This is a genomic window from Catenibacterium faecis (assembly GCF_014306455.1).
GTDB classification, from domain to species: Bacteria; Bacillota_I; Bacilli_A; order Erysipelotrichales; family Coprobacillaceae; genus Catenibacterium; species Catenibacterium mitsuoka_A.
In genome coordinates this window covers 1-23541 of record NZ_JACRWG010000043.1, presented here as the reverse complement: position 1 = coordinate 23541, position 23541 = coordinate 1, and the positions used below count along the sequence as shown (strand labels likewise).

The window sequence follows — 23541 nt, the reverse complement described above, 5'->3', positions numbered from 1 at the left end:
ACAGTATGATCATATTGACTTGCTCTGTAATCATTAGATACTTCAATATATATACCACCTGATACCTTGAATTTCTGTTCTACAGCAGTTTGAAACCCAGAAGGACATCTATTCTTTATGGATCTGCCAAAACGCTTTTTCCTATTAAACTTGCCTTTACTATTGACCGTAGTTTCTTTGGCTCGTCTCATAAGCTTACTTGCATTTTTAGGTTCTGTGATAAATACATCTCCAAGACTTCTTAAATGGTTAGCGTCTTCATTTATTGCGAGCTGTCTATTTATAGCATTAATACGACATAATTCAGAATGTTTTTCTTTTAATTTCTTATAATGATTAGAATATCTCCAAGTCTTACGGCCTTTTTTAACAGTACCATCATCATTATAATTTTGTGGATTAGTTGCACGTCTTGACCTGTCCATAGCACGGTGAAGCAGACGTTCTTTTCTCTCAGAAGTCTGAATACTGTTGCCACGCTCTGAAAGGTTTTTTAGACCGACTTCCGTATCAGATGTATAAGCAACAGTCTGTGTACCAATATCAGCACCTATCATACCCTTGCCATATTTATGTCTTTGGTTGCCATGTTTATCATATTTTGGCTTTGCTTTACCCTCGATAGTAAAATGCAGATATACTCTGTATTTACCTCTTATCATCCTAGGAACAAGCGTAGCATAGCAGGGTCTGTATGTATCTATGCAATAGCCATCTTTAATAAGAGTATTAACAGCCCTGTCATCCAAAATCTCAGATTCGGCAAGATATGATAAAACCGCATCTACTTCATCCTGCTGAAATCTATCATTTATTTGTATTCCAAATACCATCCTGCCAAGTTTGAAATGAAGTTTATTATCTGTAACGGATATAGGTATACCACGATTCATCTGTTTTGCCCTTATACAAGGTAGGTCTCCGTATTTAGAAAAATGTAAAACATTACCATTTCCATATAAACATTTTTCCATGCCACGCCAAATATCTTCGGCTTTAGTCAGAGCAAATACAGCGTCTACGCCATATTTCTTGCCTATTGGAATCATGGACGTTCTGCAGTATTCCCATGTAATATTATAAACTTTCTGCATTTCATTAAGTTGTTTAGCATAAGTTTTTCGTTTAGCCTTATCTTTAGAATTACCATAAAGAAAGAGTAATTTACGATATCTCTTTGTACGCATAAGCTGGTCATAATTCTTTCTCATAAGACCTACAAGTTCATTGCCTGCTTTTCTGATCTTATTCGAAAGCTTTACAACTTTTTGTATATCAGAAGAAGACATATCAGTTTCAGCAGCCAGGATATGCCTGTCAGAAAATTTATGAAATTGTTTAAGATGTCTTTTATGTTCTTTATCAGTTATCATTTTTCTGCTCCTTAATATTATCTTAATAACTGTAGATACAAAATATCCTCTAGACCATAAAATACCGCATCCTGCAGAATTGTATTAATTGTGGAAATGCCTTGAATAGTTCAATAGCACTTATATCTTTAAAAGTTCTTACAACATCACAAGAAGCAGCAGTTTGTGGTACATCTACAAAAACATGTATATGGTCAGGCTTCACAACAAGAGCCTTAATGTGGTAATAGATTTTTCTGTAATATCTGTTTTAATATTTCCTCTACATTACCTTTTAATACCAGAAATATGAATTTAGAATACCTGATGATGTGATACTGTATCAGATATTTTCAATACGAAGCAAGTCAAGAAATATGATACTCTCTCCTTCCTCAGCAAAATAGATACGTGAAGGGTTTTCAAGTTCTGTTTTCCATCCAGCAGGAATGGAAATACTTATTTGTATGTTGTCACTTTTAGTTCGTGCCGTTACTTTTTTTCACAACTTGAATGATATGCTGAATTATTAGGATTGCACTGTTCTGCATGTTTATTATTGTTCGCTATATGTGCAGCACTATTAGGATTTTTCTGATTACAGTGATGGTTGTTTTGTTGTATGTGTGTTTATATCATGGTTACTTTTACTGATGATCTGTTTACTTTCTATACTTTAATATACATAGATTATATATCATTTTTCTAAGTATTTATCAAGTGAAATGTAGCTTTCATCCCACACGCAAGCGTGTGGGTTTTTCGCCACAAATTTATAACCTAATTCTTTAATCTTAGTAATAAGTTCTGTAATACATTCATCTTCTACCTTTTTAAATTCTTCTGCCTTAATTGTATTATTCTCAAAATCTCTTCTTGCCTTCTTAAGTCTCTCAGGTCTTAAGAAACTACCTACATAATCATATCTATTCATTTTAAATGTCTCCTTTTTGCGTGAGTTCATTGTATCAAAGATATTCTGCAAGTAGAAATACGTAAAAATGTGTGTTCTTTATAGACTGAGACTATGGATACGATACATCAGCAATGTATTCGTATTCAAAAAAAGAAAACATATTATAAGTGTTATAATCCCTTTTATACCTAGAGTATGCATAGAACTAACTAAAGGCATCATACGAACAATTGAATAAGCGACATTAAATTCTATTAATATGCATGTAGATTGTTTTCTAAATATATATTGTAATATAATCAAAACAATCATTAATGGTAATGAGGTTTTAATTACAGATAAAATTATTTCTTTATACATATTAATCACTCCTTGTTTTCTATTATGACTACTAATTTTAAGAGAATTATGTGATTTATATTATAAATGTAAATTATATTGATTATTCCATCACAAAACCGATTATCAGGTTTTCTCATGGAAGAAATGAATTATATTTTATGTACTTTTTTAAACTTTTTTCTTAAAAACCCTTGCAATTATCTAAAATCCATAGTATATTATACGAGCGCCATGAAGCAATGGTTCCATAGCCAAGTTGGTAAGGCAGAAGACTGCAACTCTTCGACCATCGGTTCAAGTCCGGTTGGAACCTCCATACGTGTGCCCTGGTGGCGAAACTGGTAGACGCACAGGACTTAAAATCCTGCGGACTTCAAACTCCGTGCCGGTTCGATTCCGGCCCAGGGCACCATTTATATAAACGGGAAGTAGCACAGCTTGGTAGTGCACCTGGTTTGGGACCAGGGGGTCGCAGGTTCAAATCCTGTCTTCCCGACCATTTATTCGGGGCCTTAGCTCAGCTGGGAGAGCGCCTGCTTTGCACGCAGGAGGTCAGGAGTTCGATCCTCCTAGGCTCCACCATTTATTTTGGTCTGGTAGTTCAGTTGGTTTAGAATGCCGCCCTGTCACGGCGGAGGTCGCGGGTTCGAGCCCCGTCCAGACCGCCAATTGGTTCCGTAGCTCAGTCGGTAGAGCAGAGGACTGAAAATCCTCGTGTCGCTGGTTCGATTCCGGCCGGAACCACCATTTTATTTATGATGCAGGTTTACCCAAGTCCGGCTGAAGGGATCGGTCTTGAAAACCGACAGAGGATTAACGTCCTGCGGGGGTTCGAATCCCTCAACCTGCGCCATTAATAAATATAACTCAGGATTCGTTCCTGAGTTTTTTTGTGCTTTATAAGTTATATTATATTTTAGTGGTTCTTATTTGATAAGCATTTCAGTTACCAATTTCTCGATGCTTATCTTTTTTTATTACTCCCCTATTCTTTTAGGCAAAGAAAAAAGCTATCAATTGATAGCTTCTTAGAAAATATTGAAATATAATAGACAAGCACAGATACTTGCACAAATTGGAGCAAGTACTGGTACCCATGCATAATCCCACTGAGAAGTTCCCTTGTTCTTGATTGGTAAGATTGCATGTAAGATTCTTGGACCTAAGTCACGAGCTGGGTTTAAAGCTGGACCTGTAGGACCACCAAATGAAGCAACTAATGCCATAACTAATAAACCAACACCGATGAAACCAGCACCCTGATTACCATGTTCGAAAATTGGTGAATGAGTAATAGATAATGCACAGAAGAATAAGATGAATGATCCGAAGAATTCGTTTACGAAACCATTGAACTTATTGTTTGTTGCATCAGTAGTTGAGAATGTACCTAAGATTGCATCAGGATTTTCTGTTGCATCATAATGTGGTTTGAAGCAAATATAAAGAATGAACTGACCTACGATAGCACCAGCGAACTGTACTAAAATGTAAGGTAATACTTCAGCTAATGGAACATCACCTGCAACAGCTAAACCGATAGTAAATGCTGGGTTAATATGGTTACCAGAAATTTTACCAATCATAAGAGCTGGAATCATAACGGCCATACCATAACCGATTGCAATGACGATCCATCCACTGTGGCTTCCCTTTGTTCCCTTTAATTCCACGTTTGCTACTGAGCCGTTACCAATCATAACCATGATTGCAGTACCAAGGAACTCAGCAATGAGACGAGTAGTTAATGAAAATGTCATAATTGTCCCCCTATTTAATATTTAATTGTGTTTAATGACAAATGGGATTATAAAACCTGTATTTCAATGTGTCAACATGTTTCTAAAATGTTAATGCTTACAATCGTTTTTTTATGCATAGGTAGCACATTATTTCTATTTTTGGTATAATGCAGAAAGGAGGTTTCATTATGTTAGAGATTAATACAAAAGCACCTTCTTTTAATCTACCAGATGAAGAAGGCAATATGCATACTTTAGAAGAATATAGAGGTCATCGTGTGATTCTCTATTTTTATCCTAGAGATAATACACCTGGATGTTCTAAACAGGCATGTGGGTTTAGAGATTTGTATCCTGAATTCTTAGAGAAGGATGCGGTAGTAATAGGAATCAGCAAAGATTCCATTGCAAGTCATAAGAAGTTCAAAGAGAAATATGAGTTACCTTTTACTCTACTTTCTGATACAGAAAAGAAGACAATCCACGATTATGATGTATGGAAAGAAAAGAAGAATTACGGAAAGGTAAGTATGGGTGTTGTAAGAACAACTTACTTAATTGATGAAGAAGGAATGATTATCAAGGCTAAGGAACGTGTAAAGACAGCTGATAATCCAAAAGAGATGCTTGAGGCTTTATCATGAAGATTATTATGAGTCCTGCTAAGAAGATGAGAAGCGATGAGGATGCATCTATTACTCCTACTACACCTTGTTTTCTTAAAGAGTCTTATATATTAGAAGAAAAGCTTAAGAGTATGTCCTATGATGAGTTAAGAAGATTATGGAAAACTAATGAATCATTAACACATCAATGTTTTGAGGAGTTACAGGAGCGTCAGTTTAAACCATTGACATGTGCAATTCATGCTTATGATGGGATAGCGTTTAAGTATCTTCACCCTTTTTCTATGAGTGATAGTGAAAGAGAGTATTTAAACAAGCATTTACGTATTTTATCAGGGTTGTATGGGGTTTTGACACCTACTGATGGAATTGTACCCTATCGTTTAGAAATGGGCGTTAAATTGCTTAATTTGTATGAATTCTGGGGTAGTAAGATTTACGAATCCCTTGACGATCATGTGATTATTAATCTTGCATCTAAGGAATATTCTAAGTGTATTACTGATTATTTAAAGAAAGATGATCAATGTATAGAAATTCAGTTTCTAAGAAATATTAAAGGGGTACTTAAGCAGCAGGCAACCTATGCGAAGATGGCTAGAGGAGCAATGATCTCTTATATGGCTAAAGAAAAGATAGAAAATATAGAGGACTTAAAGAAGTTTAATGATTTAGATTTTGTATTTGATAAAAAGCTATCTAATGATCATTGTTTTGTATTTGTACAAGGGAGAAATGAAAATGAATAAGTTTTTAAAAGGTTTTGTATGTGCACTTCTTGTATTAAGTACGGGATGTGCTAAAGAAGAGAAGAAAGAAACACCAAAGAAGACTAAGAAAAAGACAGAAGAAACAGCTCAGGTCACTCATACTGATATTACTATGTCTTTTGTAGGTGATATGACTTTAGGAAATTATGCAGGACAGCCTTATGATGGATCTTTTGATCAGGAATATGCGAAACAGGGTAATAATCCTGATTATTTCTTAAAGAATGTCAAGAGTGTTTTTGAACAGGACGATTTAACTATTGCGAATCTAGAAGGTCCTTTGACTGATGAAGAAAATCATGTTATTAAGTCATTCCCTTTTAAAGGTAAAAAGGAATATGCAAAGATTTTAACTAATAGTAGTGTTGAAGCGGTGACAGTCGCAAATAACCATTCTATGGACCGTTATCAGAAAGGGATGAATGATACTAAAGCAACTCTAGATGAGTATGGTGTAGGCTATTTCGGGTATTCAAAGAGCTATATTAAGGAAGTAAAGGGTATTAAGTTTGGTTTTCTTGGTTATGCATTTCCTCATGCTGTATCTGATGATATGAAGAAGGCAATCAATGAATTAAAGAAGAAGACTGATTTTGTGATTGTTTATTATCATTGGGGTATTGAAAGAAACTATAGTCCTACTCAGGGGCAGAGAGATTTAGCACATGCAACTATTGATGCAGGGGCTAATATGGTCGTAGGTAGTCATCCTCATGTATTAGAAGGGATTGAAACATATAAGGATTCCCCTATTGTATATAGTTTAAGTAACTTCTGTTTTGGTGGTAATAGAAATCCAAGTGATAAAGATTCTATGATCTACCAGCAGACATTCCACTTTACTAATAAGAAGATCACTAGTATGGAACATAAGATTATTCCATGTATGATTTCTTCTGTTAAGTATCGTAATAACTATCAGCCTATTATTGCGACAGGACAGGATGCAGAACGTATCTTAAAGAAAGTCAATACAATACAGTAAATGAAAGGTGTTGATTAAATGATTGAAGATATCTTAAAAGAGAAAAAGAACATGACCAGTGGAGAAGAGAGAATTGCGGATTATTTCTTAGATAAAAAGACTTTACTTCGTAAACAAAGCAGTCGTTCTATCGCATCTCAATTGTTTATCAACCCTTCTATGATTACTCGTTTTTGTCAGAAACTAGGATTTCATGGATATACTGATTTTCTTGAACAATATTTAAAAGAAATTGAATATACAGAATCTCACTTCCAGGATCTTGATCCTAATCACCCTTTTGATGATCAAGATAAAAATACTGTAATCGCAAGTAAGATTGGACAGCTCTATCATGAAATTGTAGATGATACATTAAAGCTAATTGGTCATGATGATCTGCAGAATGCGATTAATTGTTTAAATAAAAGTGATATTATTTATGTTTATTCTGCAGGTGTACAAGGTGATGTAGCCCAGACTTTTAAAGATAAGATGTTGAAGATTGGAAAGAATGTCGTTCTTGAAACAAAGATGAATGAACTCTATTATCGTGTTTCTTATTGTTCTCTTAATTGTTCATTTGTTATTCTCTCCTACTCTGGAGAAATAGAATCAGAATTAAGAGGTGTAAAGAAGCTTAAAGAGAGACATATTCCTCTTCTCGCAATTACATCTTATGGAGATAATACGTTATCTCAATATGCAGATTATGTATTGAATGTTTCTACAAGAGAAAGACTGAAAGATAATCTAGGTGATTTTGCGATGAATATATCTACGATGTTGATTCTTGATATATTATATGTGAGTATTTTTAATACTGATTATTTAAAGCATGTTGAAAGAAGAAGATCTAGTTCACAGGGATTTGATTTATTTAGGACATCGAAGAATCCTAACATTAAGTAAGCAACATTGTTGCTTGGATATTATTAGAAACACACATCTTTTCGCAACGCTATTGAAAGAAGCCGTTCATTAATTGAGCGACTTCTTTTTTTATTTATAATCTTAGTTGTAGAAAGAAAGGTGATGAAGATGTTTCCAAAAGATTTTCTCTGGGGTGGTGCAACGGCAGCTAACCAAATAGAAGGTGCTTATTTAGAGAATGGTAAAGGGTTAAGTACCGCAGATGTGATGACTTTAGGGTCTCACGAAAAGAAAAGACGTATTACAAAAAGTGTTGAAGAGAATGAATATTATCCTAGTCATAATGCGATTGATTTTTATCATCATTATAAAGAAGATATCGCACTATTTGCAGAGATGGGATTTAAAGTATATCGTATGTCTATTAACTGGACACGTATTTTCCCTAATGGGGATGAATTAACACCTAATGAAGAAGGACTTAAATTCTATGATGCAATATTAGACGAATTAGAAAAGTATCATATTATACCTCTTGTAACTATTTCTCATTTTGAAACACCTTTAGGACTTCAAAAGTATGGTTCATGGGAAAATAGAGATGTAGTGGATTGTTATATACGTTTTGCGTTAGTTTTACTAAAAAGATACAATAATAGAATAAAATATTGGCTTACGTTTAACGAAATCAATTGTATGTCTACTCAGCCTTGGGTTGCAGCAGGTATTAATAGTGATGATGAGAGAGTAAGAATGACTGCAGCATATCATCAATTTATTGCAAGCGCAAAAGTTGTAAAGATTGCTCATAAAATTAATCCTGATAACAAGGTAGGAATGATGTATTGTGGGCATTTCTCTTATGCATATAGTGCTAATCCTGATGATGTGATTGGAACTATGAATTTTATGCATAGTATGATGTTTTATTGTGATGTACAGTGTCGTGGATATTATCCTCAATATAAATTAAAAGAACTAGAGAGACTACATATTACCTTACCTATTCAAGAAGGAGATTTAGAAATACTTAAAGAAGGTAAAGTGGATTTCTTATCACTCAGTTATTATTGTACTCATGTAACTGGGAAAAAGACAAAAGGTATTCTTAAAGGTATGAATGGTTTAGATACAGGTTATAAGAATACATTCTTACCTAAGAGTGATTGGGGATGGACTATTGATCCCCAGGGGTTAAGATATGCATTAAATTATTTATATGATCGTTATCAATTGCCTTTGATGATTGTAGAGAATGGCTTAGGAGCTATAGATCAGTTGGAAGATAATAAGGTTCATGATACATATCGTATTGAGTATCTAAAAGCTCATTTAAAGGAATTATCTAAAGCAATTGAAATAGATGGTATTCCAGTGATGGGTTATACAATGTGGGGTCCTATTGATTTAATTGCGGCATCTACTGGTGAAATGAAAAAGAGATATGGTTTTATTTATGTAGATGTAGATGATTTAGGAAATGGATCTATGAAGAGATATAAGAAGGATTCTTTTTATTGGTATAAGAAGGTTATTGAAACAAATGGACAAATCTTAGAGGAGGATTAGTAGTATGAAGAAATATATTTTAATGGATAGTGAATATTGTAGTATGGGTAGATGGATTTCTGTTATTGTAGGCAAAAAGCTAGGAATGAAATTATATGAAGGTAAGGATCTTGTAAAACTAGCTGATGAAGAGTGGTTGACTGAAGATTATTTAAAGGATTTTGATAATAGAATTGCGGATATGTCTTTAGAAGAAGTAAAAGCAAGTGATGAAATTAAAAAGATTCATCAGGCTTTATCTAAAGCGATTTTAAAAGCAGTAGAAAATGGTCCATGTATTATTCATGAAAGAGCTGCAGGTGATGTACTTAAAGGACATGCAGATTGTTTAAAGGTACTTTTATATAATACTTCAATGGAACATCGCATTCCTCGTGCAATTGCGGATAAGACATATGATTTAGAAGGATTAGAACATGATGAATTAGTCAATTTTATTCATCGTGAAGATCATAAGCGTAAAGTTTATCGTGATGCCATTTCTCATCACTTATGGGGTGAAAAGGAAAGTTATGATATATGTTTAGATAGTGATGTTTTATCTAGAGAGAAGTGTGCAGAAATATTAATCGAAGCGGCATCAGATTGTAAACTTGATTTAGAGGAATGTGCTCAAATTATTAAAAGTTCTTTTGACTGGACAAGATAAGAGGTAAATAGAGATGATCAAAAAACTTTGGAAATTATTTTATTCAATGGTCTATCTCAGTACTTTTACTTTTGGCGGTGGCTATGTCATTGTCACATTAATGCAGAAAAAGTTTGTAGATGAGTATCATTGGATCAATAAAGATGAAATGTTGGATTTAGTCGCTATTGCCCAATCAGCACCAGGTGCTATTGCCGTCAACGGAGCTATTGTAGTGGGATATAAGATTGCTGGTGTATTAGGTATTATTGTGAGTGTTATTGCAACTATTCTTCCTCCGTTTATTATTATTTCTGTTGTATCTGTATTTTATTCTATTTTTAAAGAGAATTTGATAGTTCATTATATGCTTGATGGAATGCAGTCAGGTGTAGGTGCAGTGATTGGTGTTGTCGTTGTAGAAATGGCATTAGGTATCTTTAAGGAAAAGAAAATAAGCTATTATTTGATTATGTTTGGTTCTTTTATTGCGAATTACTTCTTTAAAGTAAATGTTGTATTGATTATTCTGACATGTATTGTGATTGGTATTGTTTATTCTATATATGAAAGGAGATTCGTGCAATGATCTATTTACAGTTGTTTTTAAGTTTTCTACAGATTGGTGCTTTTAGTTTTGGTGGTGGTTATGCTGCAATGCCTTTGATTCAAAGTCAGATTGTTGATTTACATCATTGGCTGGATTTTAAAGAATTTACAGATTTAATCACTATATCACAAATGACTCCTGGTCCTATCGCAATTAATTCAGCTACTTTTGTAGGAACTAAGATTGCTGGTATTCCTGGTGCGATTGCCGCAACTTTAGGATGCATTCTCCCTTCTTGTATACTTGTCACAATCATTGCATACTTCTATCTCAAATATCGTCATATGCGCTTTTTACAGAATATCTTGAACTACTTAAGACCTGCTGTAGTTGCATTGATTGCAACTGCTGGAGTTACTATTATGATTTCAGCATTATTTGGAAGTGAAGCAACAATTATATTAAATAACTTCCGTATTCATCAATTGATTATATTTCTATTTTGTGTATTTATGCTCTGGTATAAGAAGTCTAATCCTATATTTGTGATGATTCTTTCAGGGATACTCAATGTTATTTATCAAACGATTATTTAAAAAAGACTTCAGCAGAAGTCTTTTTTAAATAAAATCCAATAAGTTTAATCTATGATTTTCATATGTACGAAGATAGTTGAATATTTCTTCATGATCATGCATGATTCCATTTTCTTCACATATCTGATGAAATAGACGCATCAGATGTTTGTTCTGTGGACTAGAGAGAATATAGCTATTACCATACTTGTTGATATATGTCTCTTTTAATCCAGGAAAATATTGATCTAGTTTAGAATAGAAGTACTCTCTATTCCCTTCCCTAAGTGTGACTCCCATGTCAAAACAGATAATTCCTTTTACATGAGCTTGTATGCAATAATCAAGTATCCCTCTTAAGTTTTCTTCATTATCATTGATAAAAGGGAGAATAGGTGTTAACCATACAATAGTCGGTATACCTTCCTCATAAAGAGTCAACAATGTTTCAAAGCGTTCTTTTGTAGAAGAAACATTGGGTTCTAGCTTTTTACATAGTTCTTCATCATAAGTAGTGAGAGTCATCTGAATGACACATTTAGAGTGTGTCTGAATGGATTTCAGTATATCCAAGTCTCTTAATACACGTGATGACTTAGTGATCAGCGTGACTCCAAAACCATTTCTATCAATGATTTCTAATGCACCTCTTGTATACAATAATTGATCTTCTAGAGGGATATAAGGATCTGTCATAGCCCCCATGCCAATCATGCAGGGTTTTCTTTTCTTTCTTAATGAAGTATCTAACAATTCTAATGCGTTCTCTTTGACTTCTATATCTTCAAACAAGTGATCCATATGATAGCAGTCACTTCTAGAATCACAATAGATACAGCCATGCAGACATCCTCTATAGAGGTTCATTCCATTACTAGATGATAGTATACCTTTAACCTTTTTATAATGCACTTTTATTTCCTTTCTATGCAAATGCGACTATTTGTATAATGAAATCTTTTTAAAATATTCATATAATAATGCTGAAAAGAGATTTCCCACTCTTTTCTACCCTTCGAGGTCAGCAACCATTCCCTTCTTAGCTGACCTTTTTATTTATTCTTTACATAAAATTGGTTTATTCATTACCTTTTATCAATATAATACAGGTGATGAAGATATATGATCCCCACCATATTCTATAAATATCGCTTCATCAATTACCAGCTATGCTGGTTTTTTTATGTATTCTTCTATCTTTTCTTTATTTAATGATTCACCAATGACAATAATGATTTCCTGACCTTTCGCAATTGTTTCAGTAGTAATCTGATCTTTTGTCGCATTAAGTTCAATCCATTGATCATTTTCTAGTATAAAGCCTTTGATTCTAAATACTTTACCACACTCAGAATCATTAAAAATAGATTGAGTTGCATGAATCAATTTTTCTTTAGTAATTGCTTGATTCATAAAAAACATAGTAGAGAAAGCTTCTTCTTTCTTAAAGAACATCTTAATAAAGCCTTCTAATTCATAACCAGAATGAAGAATAGAATTAAAGTCATCATTATTGAGTGTTTCTAAATCTAAACAGTCTTCTTTATTAAATCTTCTTTTACATTTAATGAGAGACATTGTGTTATTTAAGTGGGTGATTGTGTTATTGATTTCTTCTTCTGTAGCTTCACTAGAGCGACTGAGAATAATTTTACCAGCATCTGCAACCTGACAGCCTAGTAAGTAATCTGATTGCTTAGAAAGGTTGTTTTCTAGCTTAGAATTCACTAAAGCAATCACATTACCAATCTCATACCATTTATCTAATGGTTCTTCATGAAGTACATCAAAGAACTCATCGACATCATAAATACCTGATGGTTCTACTAATATTCTATCAAAACCTCTCATACCCATAGAAATAAGTTTTGTCTTAAAACGACGTCTATGACAGTCTAAATCTCCTCCACCAACAACCATTTCTAGTTCACATTGGTCACCTAATTCTTCTTCTAATACCATCATATCTACATTAATCGCACCAAAATCATTTTCCAATATTGCGATATGCAGTCCTTGATCAATTAAATATTTCGCATACTTCTTAATAAATGTTGTTTTACCTGATCCTAAAAAACCTGTAATTAAATCTACTTGTACCATAAGTTCACCTCTTGATTTTATTATATGTTGATATACTGTTTTGTCAAACAGTTCACATTAGTGACATATAATAGACATAGAATATTCTTTAGAAAGTATGTGTGAATTATGTCAAACTATGGACTTAACATACCCATATGTTTATGCTAGGATTCAGTTGAAAGGGGGCAGTGATTATGTGTACTGCTGCATGTTTTAAAGATAAAGATTGTTATTTTGGAAGAAATCTAGATTATGAGTTTTCTTATGGTGAACAGATTGTTGTAACACCTAGAAATTTTGAGTATGGTTTTAGATATACAGATGAACCATCTTACAAATATGCCATCATTGGAATGGCTCATGTCAGCGATGGATATCCATTATATTATGATGCAATGAATGAAAAAGGATTAGGTATGGCTGGACTCAACTTTGTAGGAAATGCCTATTTTAATCCAGTAGTAGAGAATAAAACAAATGTTTGTTCTTTCGAGTTTATTCCTTGGATCTTATGTCAATGTAAAACTGTTGAGGAAGCGATTCATCTTATTAATGAAATGAATTTATGTGATACACCTTTTAGTGCATCATTCCCACCTGCTTCACTTCATTATATGATCAGTGACTCAAATAAGACTATTACTGTAGAAATCATGAAAGATGGAGTACATATCTATGATAATCCTGTAGGTGTATTAACTAATAATCCACCTTTTGATAAACAGATGTTTAATTTAAATAATTATATGTATCTCTCTACTAAACAGCCTGAGAATACATTCTCAAAAGATGTAAACTTATCTACTTATAGTAGAGGTATGGGTGCTTTAGGGTTACCTGGTGATTTATCATCAGCATCTCGTTTTGTACGTGTTGCATTCACTAATATGAATGTAACTAAAGGATTAAATGAACAGGAAAATGTCAGTCAGTTCTTCCATATTCTTGGTTCGGTAGAACAACAAAAAGGACTATGTGAAGTAGCCGAAGGTAAATATGAATATACTATTTATACTTCTTGTTGTAATTTAAATAAAGGTATTTACTATTATTCAACTTATCATGGTCATACAATTAAAGCTGTGGATATGCATAAGGTAGATCTTGATAATAGGGATTTGACATGTTATCCAATGATTGATGAAGAAGTATTCTTTGAACAGAATTAAAAACAGACACTAGGAAATGCATTCCTAGTGTCTTTTAATTAACTAATCTTTTACATGTTTGAATAATTTTCCTAATACAATAAGTAATAAACCAGCAGCACTCATCAACATAATCCAATGATTGATTCTTGTAGAATCTCCTGTCTTTACATTAGTACTAGGTGTATCAACACTTGTATTAGTAATAATATATTCTGTACTTTGTTCATTACTGCTTGAAGAAACAATACCTTTATATCCTTTTACATTCTTTTCTTTGATACTATAATTGATTGCTTGATCAGTTTTCCATGAATAAGCATAATTATTTTTTGCATCTAAAGTGATTGTTTCAACTAAAGCAGAACCATTATAGAGTTCTACCTCTATTTTTTCTGGATGTGTTAAACCCTTATCCACCCAACGCTTGACTATTTTATATTCATGAGAGGGATTTTTTGAATATTTAATAAAGTCAATAGATACATCATAATCAGATCCCTGTGGTAAAGAAATAAGATAAGGTAAATAAGTGTAGGTTGTACCATTTAATTCTAAATTATCAGCAGTAATAAGATAAAGACCTGTTTTAAGATTAGTATAACTCAATGTAGAAGAATTGGCTTTTTTAATAACGCCTTTTTGACTTGCAGCATAACCTTTTAAAGTCATAGCTGCATTTTTTAATTCTTCACTTGTTTCTAGCTTATTTAAATCAATTGTAGTATTTTCTGCTTCCTTAAAATCCTCGGTGTATTGATAACTGCCAACCTCATCAATACTCGCAACTCGATACAAATGAACGTTCAATCCTGATAAACATTCATTAAGCGTCAACGAGCATTTCTTATTGACATCAACAGCAGCTACCTGGAATAAATTGAATACAGCAACTGATAATATAACTGTAAAACATAATATAATTTTCTTTAAGCTTTTATCCATAATAATTGCTGTCATCACCTTTCTTTATGTTTTTTTGATGTGAGATACCAGATAAATGCAATAATAATTGCAAGTAGTATCCAGAATATATCTAGAAGTACCAAATCTATTTTAACAAGATCTCTTCTTACTCTGAGATTTGTTTTATTGATACGATGACCTCTGACAAGTAATCTATGGGTATTGACACCATAAGGTGTACAAGTCATGAGCGTACAATAATCCTGTCCTTCTACAATCTTCAAATCATCTTTTTCTGTAGGAAGAACAGTTTTTATTTGATCGACCTCATAATAAAGAGTTTGATCCAATATCTGAAGCATAAATGTATCACCAGTTTTAAGCTGATCTATATCAGTGAAAAGCTGTGCACTTGGTAATCCTCTATGTCCAGATATAACACAATGAGTACTTTCTCCACCCACTGGTAAGGATGTACCTGGGATATGTCCTATCGCAATCTGTAAGATTTCAGCATCCGTCCCATGATAAATAGGAAGTGATACATTGATCTTAGGGATTTCTACATAACCCATCATCCCTGTTCCTGTGACATCTAGAGTCTCATTGTATATTTTCTTATCTTCATCATTTAAGGCATACATTGTATGTCTTAAATTTTTGTTGTATAAAGTGGCATCATTCCAGAGCTTTTCATACTGTTCTTCAGTCAGGTCTTCCACCTTTTCTTCATATCCAGCTATAGCTCTAGTCTGATGTCTTTGATTCCAATAATTACTAAAGCTTGGATAAATAACTAGGGAGAGTCCTATAACGAATAGTAGCGCTATAATTACGTTTATGATTTTCTTTTTCATTATAGAACACTCCTCTTATTCTATTTTATTTATCTTCAGCTTTTTTCTGCATTACTAAGAATGCACCTGCTGCAAGAATCATAACTGCACCTGCAACATATAGAATTGTAGTACCCATACCACCAGTACTTGGAAGTTCAGAACCTTTGTAGTTGATTACATCAGTTTCTAATGTCCCTTCAGTCGTGTTTGGTGTAAACAACACTTCACCAGTTAATTTGTTTCCACTTAAAGTTCTTAATTCTGGATTATCGTTTAATTCATCATGAGTTGCTTCAATCTTGAATTCAATTGGATCCATAGTGTTATATTCACCTGGAGTTACTGTTTCTTCTAATTTATATACTCCATCATCTAAACCAGTAAATGTGAAAGTTGTTCCGTCTTCAGATTTAACTACTACCTTTTCAACTTTCTTCCATTCTTCTCCATATTTCTTATATAAAGTGAATTCTGCGCCAGTTAATGGTTTATTGCTAGAATCCTTTTTATTAACAATTGCCTTATAAGTAAATACAATTACTTTATCCCATGGAGTATAAGTAGTTGTGCCATTTTGTTCTACGTTTGGATTATTTGAGAATTCCATACGCATTTCATTTGGGTTACCAGGTAAACCAATTTCTGCTTTGGTATTTAATTCAGATGTATATTCAACAGTGATTACAGAACCATTATGCACTGAATTGATTTGTTTAAGATCATCAAATACTACTTCAAAAGAACAGCCAACTTCTAGTCCTGTAGTTTTGACAGTATAACCACTTTTAATCTCTGTTCCATCTACTTTTACTACTACTGATTTTTGATTAAAAGTTAAACCAACTGATTCTTTATCATGGAACACTAATTTATATGCACCTTTATAATCTGAGAAATCCTTTGCAACTGTACCTGTTAGCTGGAAAGGAACCTGATCACCGATATCATAGTCAGCAGAATCCTGCCAGCCTTTTGTAGTACCTGTAGTATCGTTTGTGTCCTTTACTTTTTTCTGTGATGTTGGCACTTCTGATTTAACTTTTACTTCAGCAGTACCTACAACTTTTAAAATAAATTTTGTATAAGTCTCAGCCTTAGGAACTGTACCGTCTTTATCTTTTACTAAATAATAACCTGGTGCTAAGTTTTCAATCTTATAGTTTTCACCATCACGTGTACTAGTACCAGCTGCTGTGCCTAAATACTTAGCTACTTCATAAGCAAAATCTTTTGCATTTGTTTCGTTTTTTAATTTTTCAGCATTTTCTTTAGCACTTCCTAAAGTATTTTGGCCAGTTTTATTAACTCCACTACCCCATGCAATATCTGAAAGTGTTTTGCCTGATACTTTACCAGTAAAAATCTGATAAGCTTCAAAAGTATGACCAGCTTTAGCACCTGTAATAGTAATAGAACCATTATCAACCGCCATTACTACTGATGGCATAGCAATTGCCATAACCATTGCGAATGCAAGTATGAAACTTGCGAGTTTTTTAAATAGTTTCATATCGTTTTTTCCTCCTTGTCCATATGATATCCATTTTTTAATAAAACTCTTCCCTCGTTGAAATACACATATTAATGTTTGTTATTACTAGTTATAAGCCCCCTTCTTTTTATTGATTGCTATAATAGCAAATAGAGTCGCTGTTATAAATAGGGTCCCAATTGCGTAATAACCAAAAGTACCGAATCCTCCAGTATCTGGAAGATCATAGTTATCTAACTTCTTGTTAGTAACTGTAATATCTCCTTCTTGAATGCCATCATTGTTTGTATAAGATACCTGATATCCTGAAGGAGCATCTACTTCTTCTACAGTGTAGTAATAATCTTCACCATCTGTAACACCTTCTCTAAGAGCTTCACCAGACCACGAGTATGACCAACTGTTTCCAGCATTTAAAGTAACTGCTTCTCCCACTTTAGTCTTAGTAGTTGATACATCTGGTTCATCACATATCAATTCAAAATAATTAGTATCAAACCAAAAGCGTTTTGTTTTATCTGTAATATAAATATCACAATCCTCAGTTATGCTGTCTGTAGTAACTGTAAGAATATTTTTATTACTTTCAGTCGCGCAGTTTACTGAACCATAATTCTGTCCGTTCTTCGTAACGGTGAATTTATCTTCTGTAAAATCAGTAATACCATTATTTACAAATTTTACTGTGAACGGTTTATTCTTAGAGACTGTTATTGTTTTCTCAGCCCCTCCCCAATTTGAACCAGTCAAATGAAGATCCACATGACATGTTTCTTTCTTCTTAGTAGTCTTATATAACTGTACCTTAATATCTTTAGAACCATTGGTAGTAGGTTTGTTATTAGAATCTACCCATACCTTGCGTACATTCACATTACTTGTATGGTTTGTGATATACATATAAACTTCTTCATTGTTATTAAAGAAATGTGCTTTATTGATATCTGCTTTCGCATTTTGGAAAACAGGCTGCATTCTTTCTTTAGTTGATGCTATTGTCTCTTGTTGATTTTTTCTAACTAATACAAAGTAATAAGGATCGCTTGATAAATCATAATTAGCTGGTGCTTTTGTTTCAGTCAATCTATAAATAGTTCCTCCATATAATATCACATGGCTTTCATCACCTTGGAAAATGATTTCACCATTTTTATTTGTCTTAATTGATTTATGGTCAAATGCAACATCTTTAGTAATATCTATCCATTGATTTTTAGCTTCATCAAATTTTTCCAGTCTGAATTCTGCACCCGTTAAACGTTTAGTATAATCTTTATCATCTACTTTGTAGATTTTCAGCCTACCTTTTTCTGCAGTTGCAGAAGAACTTAGATTCATAACATTTGTCTGAACTGAAGACTCAAATTGACCATTAAGTGTAGCACTATTGCTTATTTGATAATCACCTGCAATATTACCTTCATCCACTACATAAGTATATTCAAGAACACATGCAAACTCATCTGGCACAATAACACTAATCTCGTTGTTAATATCATCATACGCAATTCTATATAAACTAGAATCAACTACTTCACCACGATAATTATTATCTCTATTGCTTAAATCTAAGTAATAAAGCTTAGTCTCATCCAGACTTAAAGTTGCACTTGCTCCTGGTGGTAAAGTAAGTCTATCCTTTAATTTCAATGTATCAGATTTATTATCTAAATCTTTACTAGCTGGATTAATGACCACATTGTATTTCACTTTACCAGTTGGTTGTCCATTATCATTATAAATCTGAGCACCATTCTTCTGAACTTCACTTAATTCTCTTGTCACTTCCGTCTTCTGACTATCAGAGTTATCTCCCCATTTCACCCTATTTCTATAAGTCTTTTGCGTTTGGTTTGGATCATTCCATGAAGTATCATCACTTACCGTCATTTGATAAGTTAACTGAATTGTACGTCCAGAACCACTGCCACTGTTTAAGTTATAGTTATATCCTCTAGGAATAGTGATATGAATCTGTCCATTTTCAACAGTTACAGTTGGCTTCTTATTAGCAGTAAGATCATAAACATACACATGACGATCACTATCCCAACCAGAAGGATCTTCATCCTTCAAAGATGGATCATAACTTTCAATCATAGGATAAGACCAATAATCATTATCATAGAATGCAGCTTGTAGACTTCCATCTACATAATTAGCACCTTCTGGCATGATATCTGTTAAATAGATTTCATCATTATCAGTTAAATTTGTATTAATAAGAACTCGATAATAAAGAATACCATTTGTTTCTTCTAAATCAGCTGAAACAGTACCATTCTGATATGTAATTCTATCATCATATTCTGACTTAACACCACCCTGCTTCACTACAGGTTTAGGCTTTGAATAAGAATGTGTTGAAACTTTTTCTAAATCATCTTTTTTACCTGTATTGCTGAACTCCCATGATTCTCCAGCTATCTGATGAGATGTATCTAGATTAGTAGAATAAGAATCAATAGATAAACGCTGTGCATTTGTAATTGTTTGACCATTTTTAGGTTTTACCTTTATTTCAAATGATTTAACATGCGTTGTACTATCAGTCGCTTTTATTACGTTTCCATCTGCGTCCTTATAAATAAATTCAAAGTCTACAGAATCATCTAAATATCCATTATTAGAATTCAAATGAACATTCTGCTTTAATTCAGCATCTAATTCTGATGCAATCGCATAATGCGTATCTCTCTTCGTGTTACCATTTTCATCTATTGCATCTTTGATTGTATCAACATAAGTGAATTCAGTTAAATTACCTTCAGGAATAACTACAGAAGCATACCAATTATATTTTCTTTGTCCTTCTGCTGATACTGTTTCATTTCTCCATGATTTATCAACAGCCCATGTACGATGTGTAACACCTACAACACCTGTACTTGTATACTCCTTATCACCTTTACCAATTGTAGAACTATTAGAAACATTGCCATTTCTATTTGGCGCAGTTGTATAGTAAGTCACTGTATAACTGTCTTTTGAATTATCTGGGAATGTATAATCAATATTTTTACCATTTGGAGTGATTGTTTTTATAATATGTCCTGAACTATCAGTTATCTCTATATTTCCTGAGAATTCAATACCTTCTGGAAGTGTATCTTCCAAATGATAACCACTAATATTCTGTTTTCCTGCATTAACATTAATCTGCCATTTGATTAATCCAGTAGACTGATCATACCAGCCTCCCTTAGAAATCATTGTCTTAGAAATTTCGGTAGTTGTACCAGCCCATCTATCAACATATTTATTAGATGCACAAGCATTATTTTGGATTTTAGATGATCCATCTGTTTTAGTATTGCTTTCTTCTACATTCGCACTATATTCAACAATATACTGCTCACCTTTTTCTAGTTTATCTAGATTATCATATGTAAAAGTCTGCTGACCATTAGTTGTTTTTATACTTGGTTCTTTATCAGTTACTTCCGTCCTTGTACCACCTGCTGATACTTTATACAGTTTCATGCTACTTTGATCATATGTGCCCTTCGCATTTGTATTAGATACAAAGCTATCTGTGATTGTTAATGTTTCACCTGTTCCATTCCTTGTAGAGGCTACAATTTGATAATTGATTTTTGATTTATCTTCACTAAGTTGTGCTTGTTTCCTTAAATCTAAATCATAATTATCTTTCTTTTTAGTAACGATAATCTTTTCTGTATCATTTCCAAAGCTAATTTCATTCTGATCACCATCACCAGTTTTGGAAATAGTACCTTCAAATTGAATATCGCCAATAAAAGCTTCACCATCCGCAAAATCATCATTAAATTCAATAAGAATTTTTCCATCTGTATTGATGATATAATGTCCTACTACCTCACCACGCTGCATTACCTTACCTCTATGTTCTTCCGTAGGCCTAACACCATCTGGGAGCTGGTAATAGATAACCTGGTTGTTTTCATGTACAGTATTTGGTGGTAATTGATAACTTAAACTCACCTGTACCTGATCGCCATCAGTAAAGGTATTGTTTTCTACCTTCTCCCAATGACCATTCACATTTTTCATAACAGTAGCACAAGTTAAGTAATTCCCAAAATCTACCGATTGATCTGTTGTTTCAATATTACCTGTTTGTATTTCTTCTTCATTTTGATAATTATCTGAAGCAGTATAAGTCGCATAGTTACTTGCAGTAACAACCTCTTCCACTGCCTGTTCATTCATCTGATTAGTAACTTTTGTTTCAACAGGTTGTTCAATATACTTATTTAATTCAATTGTCTTTTTATTAAATGAGATTGTTGAAGTACCGTTTGTATCATATGTAATATGAGATGAATCTGTATCCAATACCAATGCTATCTTTAATTCTGTTTCAGCATTCGTATTGATCTGTTCTTCATCAAAACTCATAGTCAATACATTATTCTTAATCTCATAGCTACCAATAGAATTCACTAGATCATCTTCTAGATATAGCTTATTTGCTTGAACATCTTCTACCTTTAGCTGTTCTGGTAAGCTATAAGTCAGTGTTTCATTCTTTACAATTGTATTATCTGTTTCTTCTATTCTAGCAAGTGTCCCTTGAGGAATAGCTGCTTTAATAGTGATAGAAAGAGGTGTATTGTCTTTAAGATGTACATCAGCTGTGTAATCCTTCATAGCACCTTCTTCTTGATACTGTACAGTCGTATCTGTAATCAATGATGTAAAATCATCCATTCTTGCATTATTAAGACAAAAGAATGAAGTTGCTATTATTAACACCATACCAAAAATAAACATGATTTTCTTTCTGTTTATTCCATTATATTTTCTCATTTTAATTTCCCCTTTCTTTATAAAACAGAAAAACGAATAACCGGATAAACTCTTAAAACGACCTTGCCTACAATTTGATTTTGATCAATAGCACCTAAGTCACGCATTCTTGAATCTATTGCATGAGTTCTATGATCTCCTAATACAAATATATGTCCTTGTGAGACTGTATAAGGAAATATTTCATCACGTAGTGGATTATCTTTTCTGCTTTGTATATAGTTTTCTTCTAACTTTTTATCATTCACAAATATATAGCCATTCTGGTCAATGTTTACTTTATCTCCTTCTAACGCAATTACTCTTCTTACCAGAAGTTTATTATTGTAATTAAATGCAATGAGATCTCCCTGTTTGAAAGACTTTGTTTTTCTAACATATACAACATCATTATTGACAAGCGTTGGATTCATTGAATCCCCTTCGACCTTAAAAAAAGAACAGAAGCTTGTTATAATGAACATCACAATACAAATAACTATTAGGCTAATAAATATATAACGTTTTTTCATAAAGTTACCTTTTAAAATCGTAATATTTTTTTCTATGTAAATAAGATAACACAATCAAAAAAATAATGTAACCGCATACACTATATAGGTTACATATTTCTCATTAGGTTACGACATTAGTTTTCTATTTTCATAAATAAAAATATTTATTATACGTTTTTTCATAAATTTGTGGCTTTTTTAAATCACTTATATTTGTATTTTTCATAAGCGAAAAAATAACCGCCTTTTACAAGACGGTTACATATATTTTATTATGATATTATTTTATCACTTCATCCGTTAATTTTTCTAATGTATAAAGCATTGGTACTCCAGATTCAACCTGTCCAACCTTCATAATTCCATTAGAAGCATAAATAGTCAAATCACATAATTGACTAAACTTACCTATATGCGCTAATGAAATCATAATAATAGTATAATTTTTACTCTTATATCTATTGATTTGATCAAATATCACTTTCTGATAAAAATCATTGTAAATGATCAAAATAACGGAATGAGTTCCTTCTGGTACTTCTAATATGGGATAGTTGACATCATCGATGCCATAACAATAAAACCCTGCTCGACAAAATCGTCGGGCGGTATATTTCGCAATATCCCTACATACACCTAAACCAAGAATTTGAAATGAATCAGCACCTTTAATCAGATCAGCTGCTTTTTTAAGTCTATCTAAATAATCATTAGATTTTATATGCTCCACAAAACCTTCAATATCGTTTATTTCATAATTTTCTCCATTTCCCCGCGCCTTTGTTGCGCGGACACAAATATATAACCAAACTCAAATCCCCCAAAACTCTAGTGTGCATCTCGATATAATAGTATAATCAAAGAGAGGTGGTATAC

At 32.9% G+C, this 23541-nt stretch carries 21 protein-coding genes and 7 tRNA genes; 16 read left to right on the top strand and 12 right to left on the bottom strand.

Annotation, left to right across the window (positions count from 1 at the left end):
* The 3 genes from H8909_RS09610 to H8909_RS09600 form a co-directional block, all read right to left on the bottom strand.
* Positions 1-1373: hypothetical protein (locus tag H8909_RS09610; protein ID WP_187012672.1), on the bottom strand; the 1373-nt coding region annotated here is incomplete at its 3' end.
* Positions 1374-1422: 49 nt separating this feature from the next.
* Positions 1423-1578, bottom strand: a complete 156-nt coding sequence (locus H8909_RS13780; protein ID WP_369409824.1) for a transposase — start codon at positions 1576-1578, stop codon at positions 1423-1425.
* A 471-nt stretch (positions 1579-2049) separates the two neighbouring features.
* Entirely contained in the window at positions 2050-2286 is a 237-nt protein-coding gene (locus tag H8909_RS09600; protein WP_238928260.1) for a hypothetical protein, read from the bottom strand.
* A gap of 565 nt (positions 2287-2851) precedes the next feature.
* On the opposite strand from H8909_RS09600, the gene H8909_RS09595 reads away from it, so the two are divergent.
* The 7 genes from H8909_RS09595 to H8909_RS09565 all read left to right on the top strand — a co-directional run bounded on the left by H8909_RS09595 (position 2852) and on the right by H8909_RS09565 (position 3463).
* Positions 2852-2926, top strand: a tRNA-Cys gene (locus tag H8909_RS09595).
* Positions 2927-2933: 7 nt separating this feature from the next.
* Positions 2934-3022: transfer RNA gene (locus tag H8909_RS09590), tRNA-Leu, on the top strand.
* 10 nt (positions 3023-3032) lie between these two features.
* Positions 3033-3109, top strand: a tRNA-Pro gene (locus H8909_RS09585).
* Positions 3110-3116: 7 nt separating this feature from the next.
* Positions 3117-3192, top strand: a tRNA-Ala gene (locus H8909_RS09580).
* An 8-nt stretch (positions 3193-3200) separates the two neighbouring features.
* A tRNA-Asp gene (locus tag H8909_RS09575) sits at positions 3201-3278 on the top strand.
* Between the two features lie 3 nt (positions 3279-3281).
* A tRNA-Phe gene (locus H8909_RS09570) sits at positions 3282-3357 on the top strand.
* A 13-nt stretch (positions 3358-3370) separates the two neighbouring features.
* Positions 3371-3463: transfer RNA gene (locus H8909_RS09565), tRNA-Ser, on the top strand.
* 175 nt (positions 3464-3638) lie between these two features.
* On the opposite strand, the gene H8909_RS09560 is transcribed toward H8909_RS09565, so the two are convergent.
* Entirely contained in the window at positions 3639-4370 is a 732-nt protein-coding gene (locus H8909_RS09560) for an MIP/aquaporin family protein (protein WP_187012671.1), read from the bottom strand.
* 170 nt (positions 4371-4540) lie between these two features.
* Between H8909_RS09560 and H8909_RS09555 the strand changes: the two genes are divergently transcribed.
* The 8 genes from H8909_RS09555 to H8909_RS09520 all read left to right on the top strand — a co-directional run bounded on the left by H8909_RS09555 (position 4541) and on the right by H8909_RS09520 (position 10928).
* A complete protein-coding gene (locus H8909_RS09555) occupies positions 4541-4996 on the top strand; it encodes a peroxiredoxin (protein WP_187012670.1) in 456 nt (151 codons plus the stop codon).
* Positions 4993-5727, top strand: a complete 735-nt coding sequence (gene yaaA / locus H8909_RS09550; RefSeq protein WP_187012669.1) for a peroxide stress protein YaaA — start codon at positions 4993-4995, stop codon at positions 5725-5727. The genes H8909_RS09555 and yaaA overlap by 4 nt, the downstream gene beginning before the upstream one ends.
* Positions 5720-6733, top strand: a complete 1014-nt coding sequence (locus H8909_RS09545; RefSeq protein ID WP_202985944.1) for a CapA family protein — start codon at positions 5720-5722, stop codon at positions 6731-6733. Before yaaA ends, H8909_RS09545 begins: the two co-directional genes overlap by 8 nt.
* Before the next feature lie 18 nt (positions 6734-6751).
* Positions 6752-7624, top strand: a complete 873-nt coding sequence (locus H8909_RS09540; protein WP_187012667.1) for a MurR/RpiR family transcriptional regulator — start codon at positions 6752-6754, stop codon at positions 7622-7624.
* Between the two features lie 123 nt (positions 7625-7747).
* The gene (locus H8909_RS09535) at positions 7748-9154 is read left to right on the top strand and encodes a glycoside hydrolase family 1 protein (protein ID WP_187012666.1); all 1407 of its coding nucleotides are present in this window, start codon (positions 7748-7750) and stop codon (positions 9152-9154) included.
* A 4-nt stretch (positions 9155-9158) separates the two neighbouring features.
* Positions 9159-9803, top strand: coding sequence for a cytidylate kinase-like family protein (locus tag H8909_RS09530; RefSeq protein WP_187012665.1), 645 nt, complete (start codon positions 9159-9161; stop codon positions 9801-9803).
* 13 nt (positions 9804-9816) lie between these two features.
* The gene (locus H8909_RS09525) at positions 9817-10371 is read left to right on the top strand and encodes a chromate transporter (RefSeq protein ID WP_187012664.1); all 555 of its coding nucleotides are present in this window, start codon (positions 9817-9819) and stop codon (positions 10369-10371) included.
* On the top strand, positions 10368-10928 hold the full coding sequence (locus H8909_RS09520) for a chromate transporter (RefSeq protein ID WP_187012663.1): 561 nt from the start codon (positions 10368-10370) through the stop codon (positions 10926-10928). The genes H8909_RS09525 and H8909_RS09520 overlap by 4 nt, the downstream gene beginning before the upstream one ends.
* Before the next feature lie 24 nt (positions 10929-10952).
* Here the strand turns inward: H8909_RS09520 and H8909_RS09515 are convergent, their stop codons facing one another.
* Both H8909_RS09515 and H8909_RS09510 read right to left on the bottom strand, forming a co-directional pair.
* The gene (locus tag H8909_RS09515; protein ID WP_187012662.1) at positions 10953-11819 is read right to left on the bottom strand and encodes an SPL family radical SAM protein; all 867 of its coding nucleotides are present in this window, start codon (positions 11817-11819) and stop codon (positions 10953-10955) included.
* Positions 11820-12074: 255 nt separating this feature from the next.
* Complete coding sequence (locus H8909_RS09510) at positions 12075-13010, bottom strand: GTP-binding protein (RefSeq protein ID WP_117459945.1); 936 nt, start codon at positions 13008-13010, stop codon at positions 12075-12077.
* A gap of 176 nt (positions 13011-13186) precedes the next feature.
* Between H8909_RS09510 and bsh the strand changes: the two genes are divergently transcribed.
* A complete protein-coding gene (gene bsh, locus H8909_RS09505) occupies positions 13187-14161 on the top strand; it encodes a choloylglycine hydrolase (RefSeq protein ID WP_187012661.1) in 975 nt (324 codons plus the stop codon).
* Between the two features lie 42 nt (positions 14162-14203).
* Here bsh and H8909_RS09500 read toward each other — a convergent pair whose 3' ends face one another.
* The 6 genes from H8909_RS09500 to H8909_RS09475 form a co-directional block, all read right to left on the bottom strand.
* A complete protein-coding gene (locus H8909_RS09500) occupies positions 14204-15085 on the bottom strand; it encodes a Cna B-type domain-containing protein (RefSeq protein ID WP_187012660.1) in 882 nt (293 codons plus the stop codon).
* A 14-nt stretch (positions 15086-15099) separates the two neighbouring features.
* Positions 15100-15903: a class C sortase gene (locus H8909_RS09495; RefSeq protein ID WP_187012659.1), complete on the bottom strand. Its 804-nt coding sequence runs from the start codon at positions 15901-15903 to the stop codon at positions 15100-15102.
* Positions 15904-15928: 25 nt separating this feature from the next.
* Positions 15929-17395 (bottom strand): isopeptide-forming domain-containing fimbrial protein, encoded by a 1467-nt coding sequence (locus tag H8909_RS09490; protein WP_187012658.1) that lies wholly within the window; start codon positions 17393-17395, stop codon positions 15929-15931.
* 87 nt (positions 17396-17482) lie between these two features.
* Entirely contained in the window at positions 17483-22171 is a 4689-nt protein-coding gene (locus H8909_RS09485) for a SpaA isopeptide-forming pilin-related protein (protein WP_187012657.1), read from the bottom strand.
* Between the two features lie 17 nt (positions 22172-22188).
* On the bottom strand, positions 22189-22683 hold the full coding sequence (gene lepB / locus H8909_RS09480) for a signal peptidase I (RefSeq protein ID WP_187012656.1): 495 nt from the start codon (positions 22681-22683) through the stop codon (positions 22189-22191).
* A gap of 262 nt (positions 22684-22945) precedes the next feature.
* Complete coding sequence (locus tag H8909_RS09475) at positions 22946-23395, bottom strand: phosphoheptose isomerase family protein (protein ID WP_187012655.1); 450 nt, start codon at positions 23393-23395, stop codon at positions 22946-22948.
* Positions 23396-23541: the final 146 nt, after the last annotated feature.

What these genes read in the sequence shown, in the direction of transcription:
- H8909_RS09510 (WP_117459945.1), bottom strand. Translation starts at nt 13,010, where the DNA reads ATGGTACAAGTAGATTTAATTACAGGTTTTTTAGGATCAGGTAAAACA.
- H8909_RS09535 (WP_187012666.1), top strand. Translation starts at nt 7,748, where the DNA reads ATGAAGATGTTTCCAAAAGATTTTCTCTGGGGTGGTGCAACGGCAGCT.
- H8909_RS09485 (WP_187012657.1), bottom strand. Translation starts at nt 22,171, where the DNA reads ATGAGAAAATATAATGGAATAAACAGAAAGAAAATCATGTTTATTTTT.
- H8909_RS09560 (WP_187012671.1), bottom strand. Translation starts at nt 4,370, where the DNA reads ATGACATTTTCATTAACTACTCGTCTCATTGCTGAGTTCCTTGGTACT.
- lepB (WP_187012656.1), bottom strand. Translation starts at nt 22,683, where the DNA reads ATGAAAAAACGTTATATATTTATTAGCCTAATAGTTATTTGTATTGTG.
- H8909_RS09525 (WP_187012664.1), top strand. Translation starts at nt 9,817, where the DNA reads ATGATCAAAAAACTTTGGAAATTATTTTATTCAATGGTCTATCTCAGT.
- H8909_RS09555 (WP_187012670.1), top strand. Translation starts at nt 4,541, where the DNA reads ATGTTAGAGATTAATACAAAAGCACCTTCTTTTAATCTACCAGATGAA.
- H8909_RS09530 (WP_187012665.1), top strand. Translation starts at nt 9,159, where the DNA reads ATGAAGAAATATATTTTAATGGATAGTGAATATTGTAGTATGGGTAGA.
- H8909_RS09495 (WP_187012659.1), bottom strand. Translation starts at nt 15,903, where the DNA reads ATGAAAAAGAAAATCATAAACGTAATTATAGCGCTACTATTCGTTATA.
- H8909_RS09520 (WP_187012663.1), top strand. Translation starts at nt 10,368, where the DNA reads ATGATCTATTTACAGTTGTTTTTAAGTTTTCTACAGATTGGTGCTTTT.
- H8909_RS09500 (WP_187012660.1), bottom strand. Translation starts at nt 15,085, where the DNA reads ATGGATAAAAGCTTAAAGAAAATTATATTATGTTTTACAGTTATATTA.
- H8909_RS09600 (WP_238928260.1), bottom strand. Translation starts at nt 2,286, where the DNA reads ATGAATAGATATGATTATGTAGGTAGTTTCTTAAGACCTGAGAGACTT.
- yaaA (WP_187012669.1), top strand. Translation starts at nt 4,993, where the DNA reads ATGAAGATTATTATGAGTCCTGCTAAGAAGATGAGAAGCGATGAGGAT.
- H8909_RS09540 (WP_187012667.1), top strand. Translation starts at nt 6,752, where the DNA reads ATGATTGAAGATATCTTAAAAGAGAAAAAGAACATGACCAGTGGAGAA.
- H8909_RS09545 (WP_202985944.1), top strand. Translation starts at nt 5,720, where the DNA reads ATGAATAAGTTTTTAAAAGGTTTTGTATGTGCACTTCTTGTATTAAGT.
- bsh (WP_187012661.1), top strand. Translation starts at nt 13,187, where the DNA reads ATGTGTACTGCTGCATGTTTTAAAGATAAAGATTGTTATTTTGGAAGA.
- H8909_RS09490 (WP_187012658.1), bottom strand. Translation starts at nt 17,395, where the DNA reads ATGAAACTATTTAAAAAACTCGCAAGTTTCATACTTGCATTCGCAATG.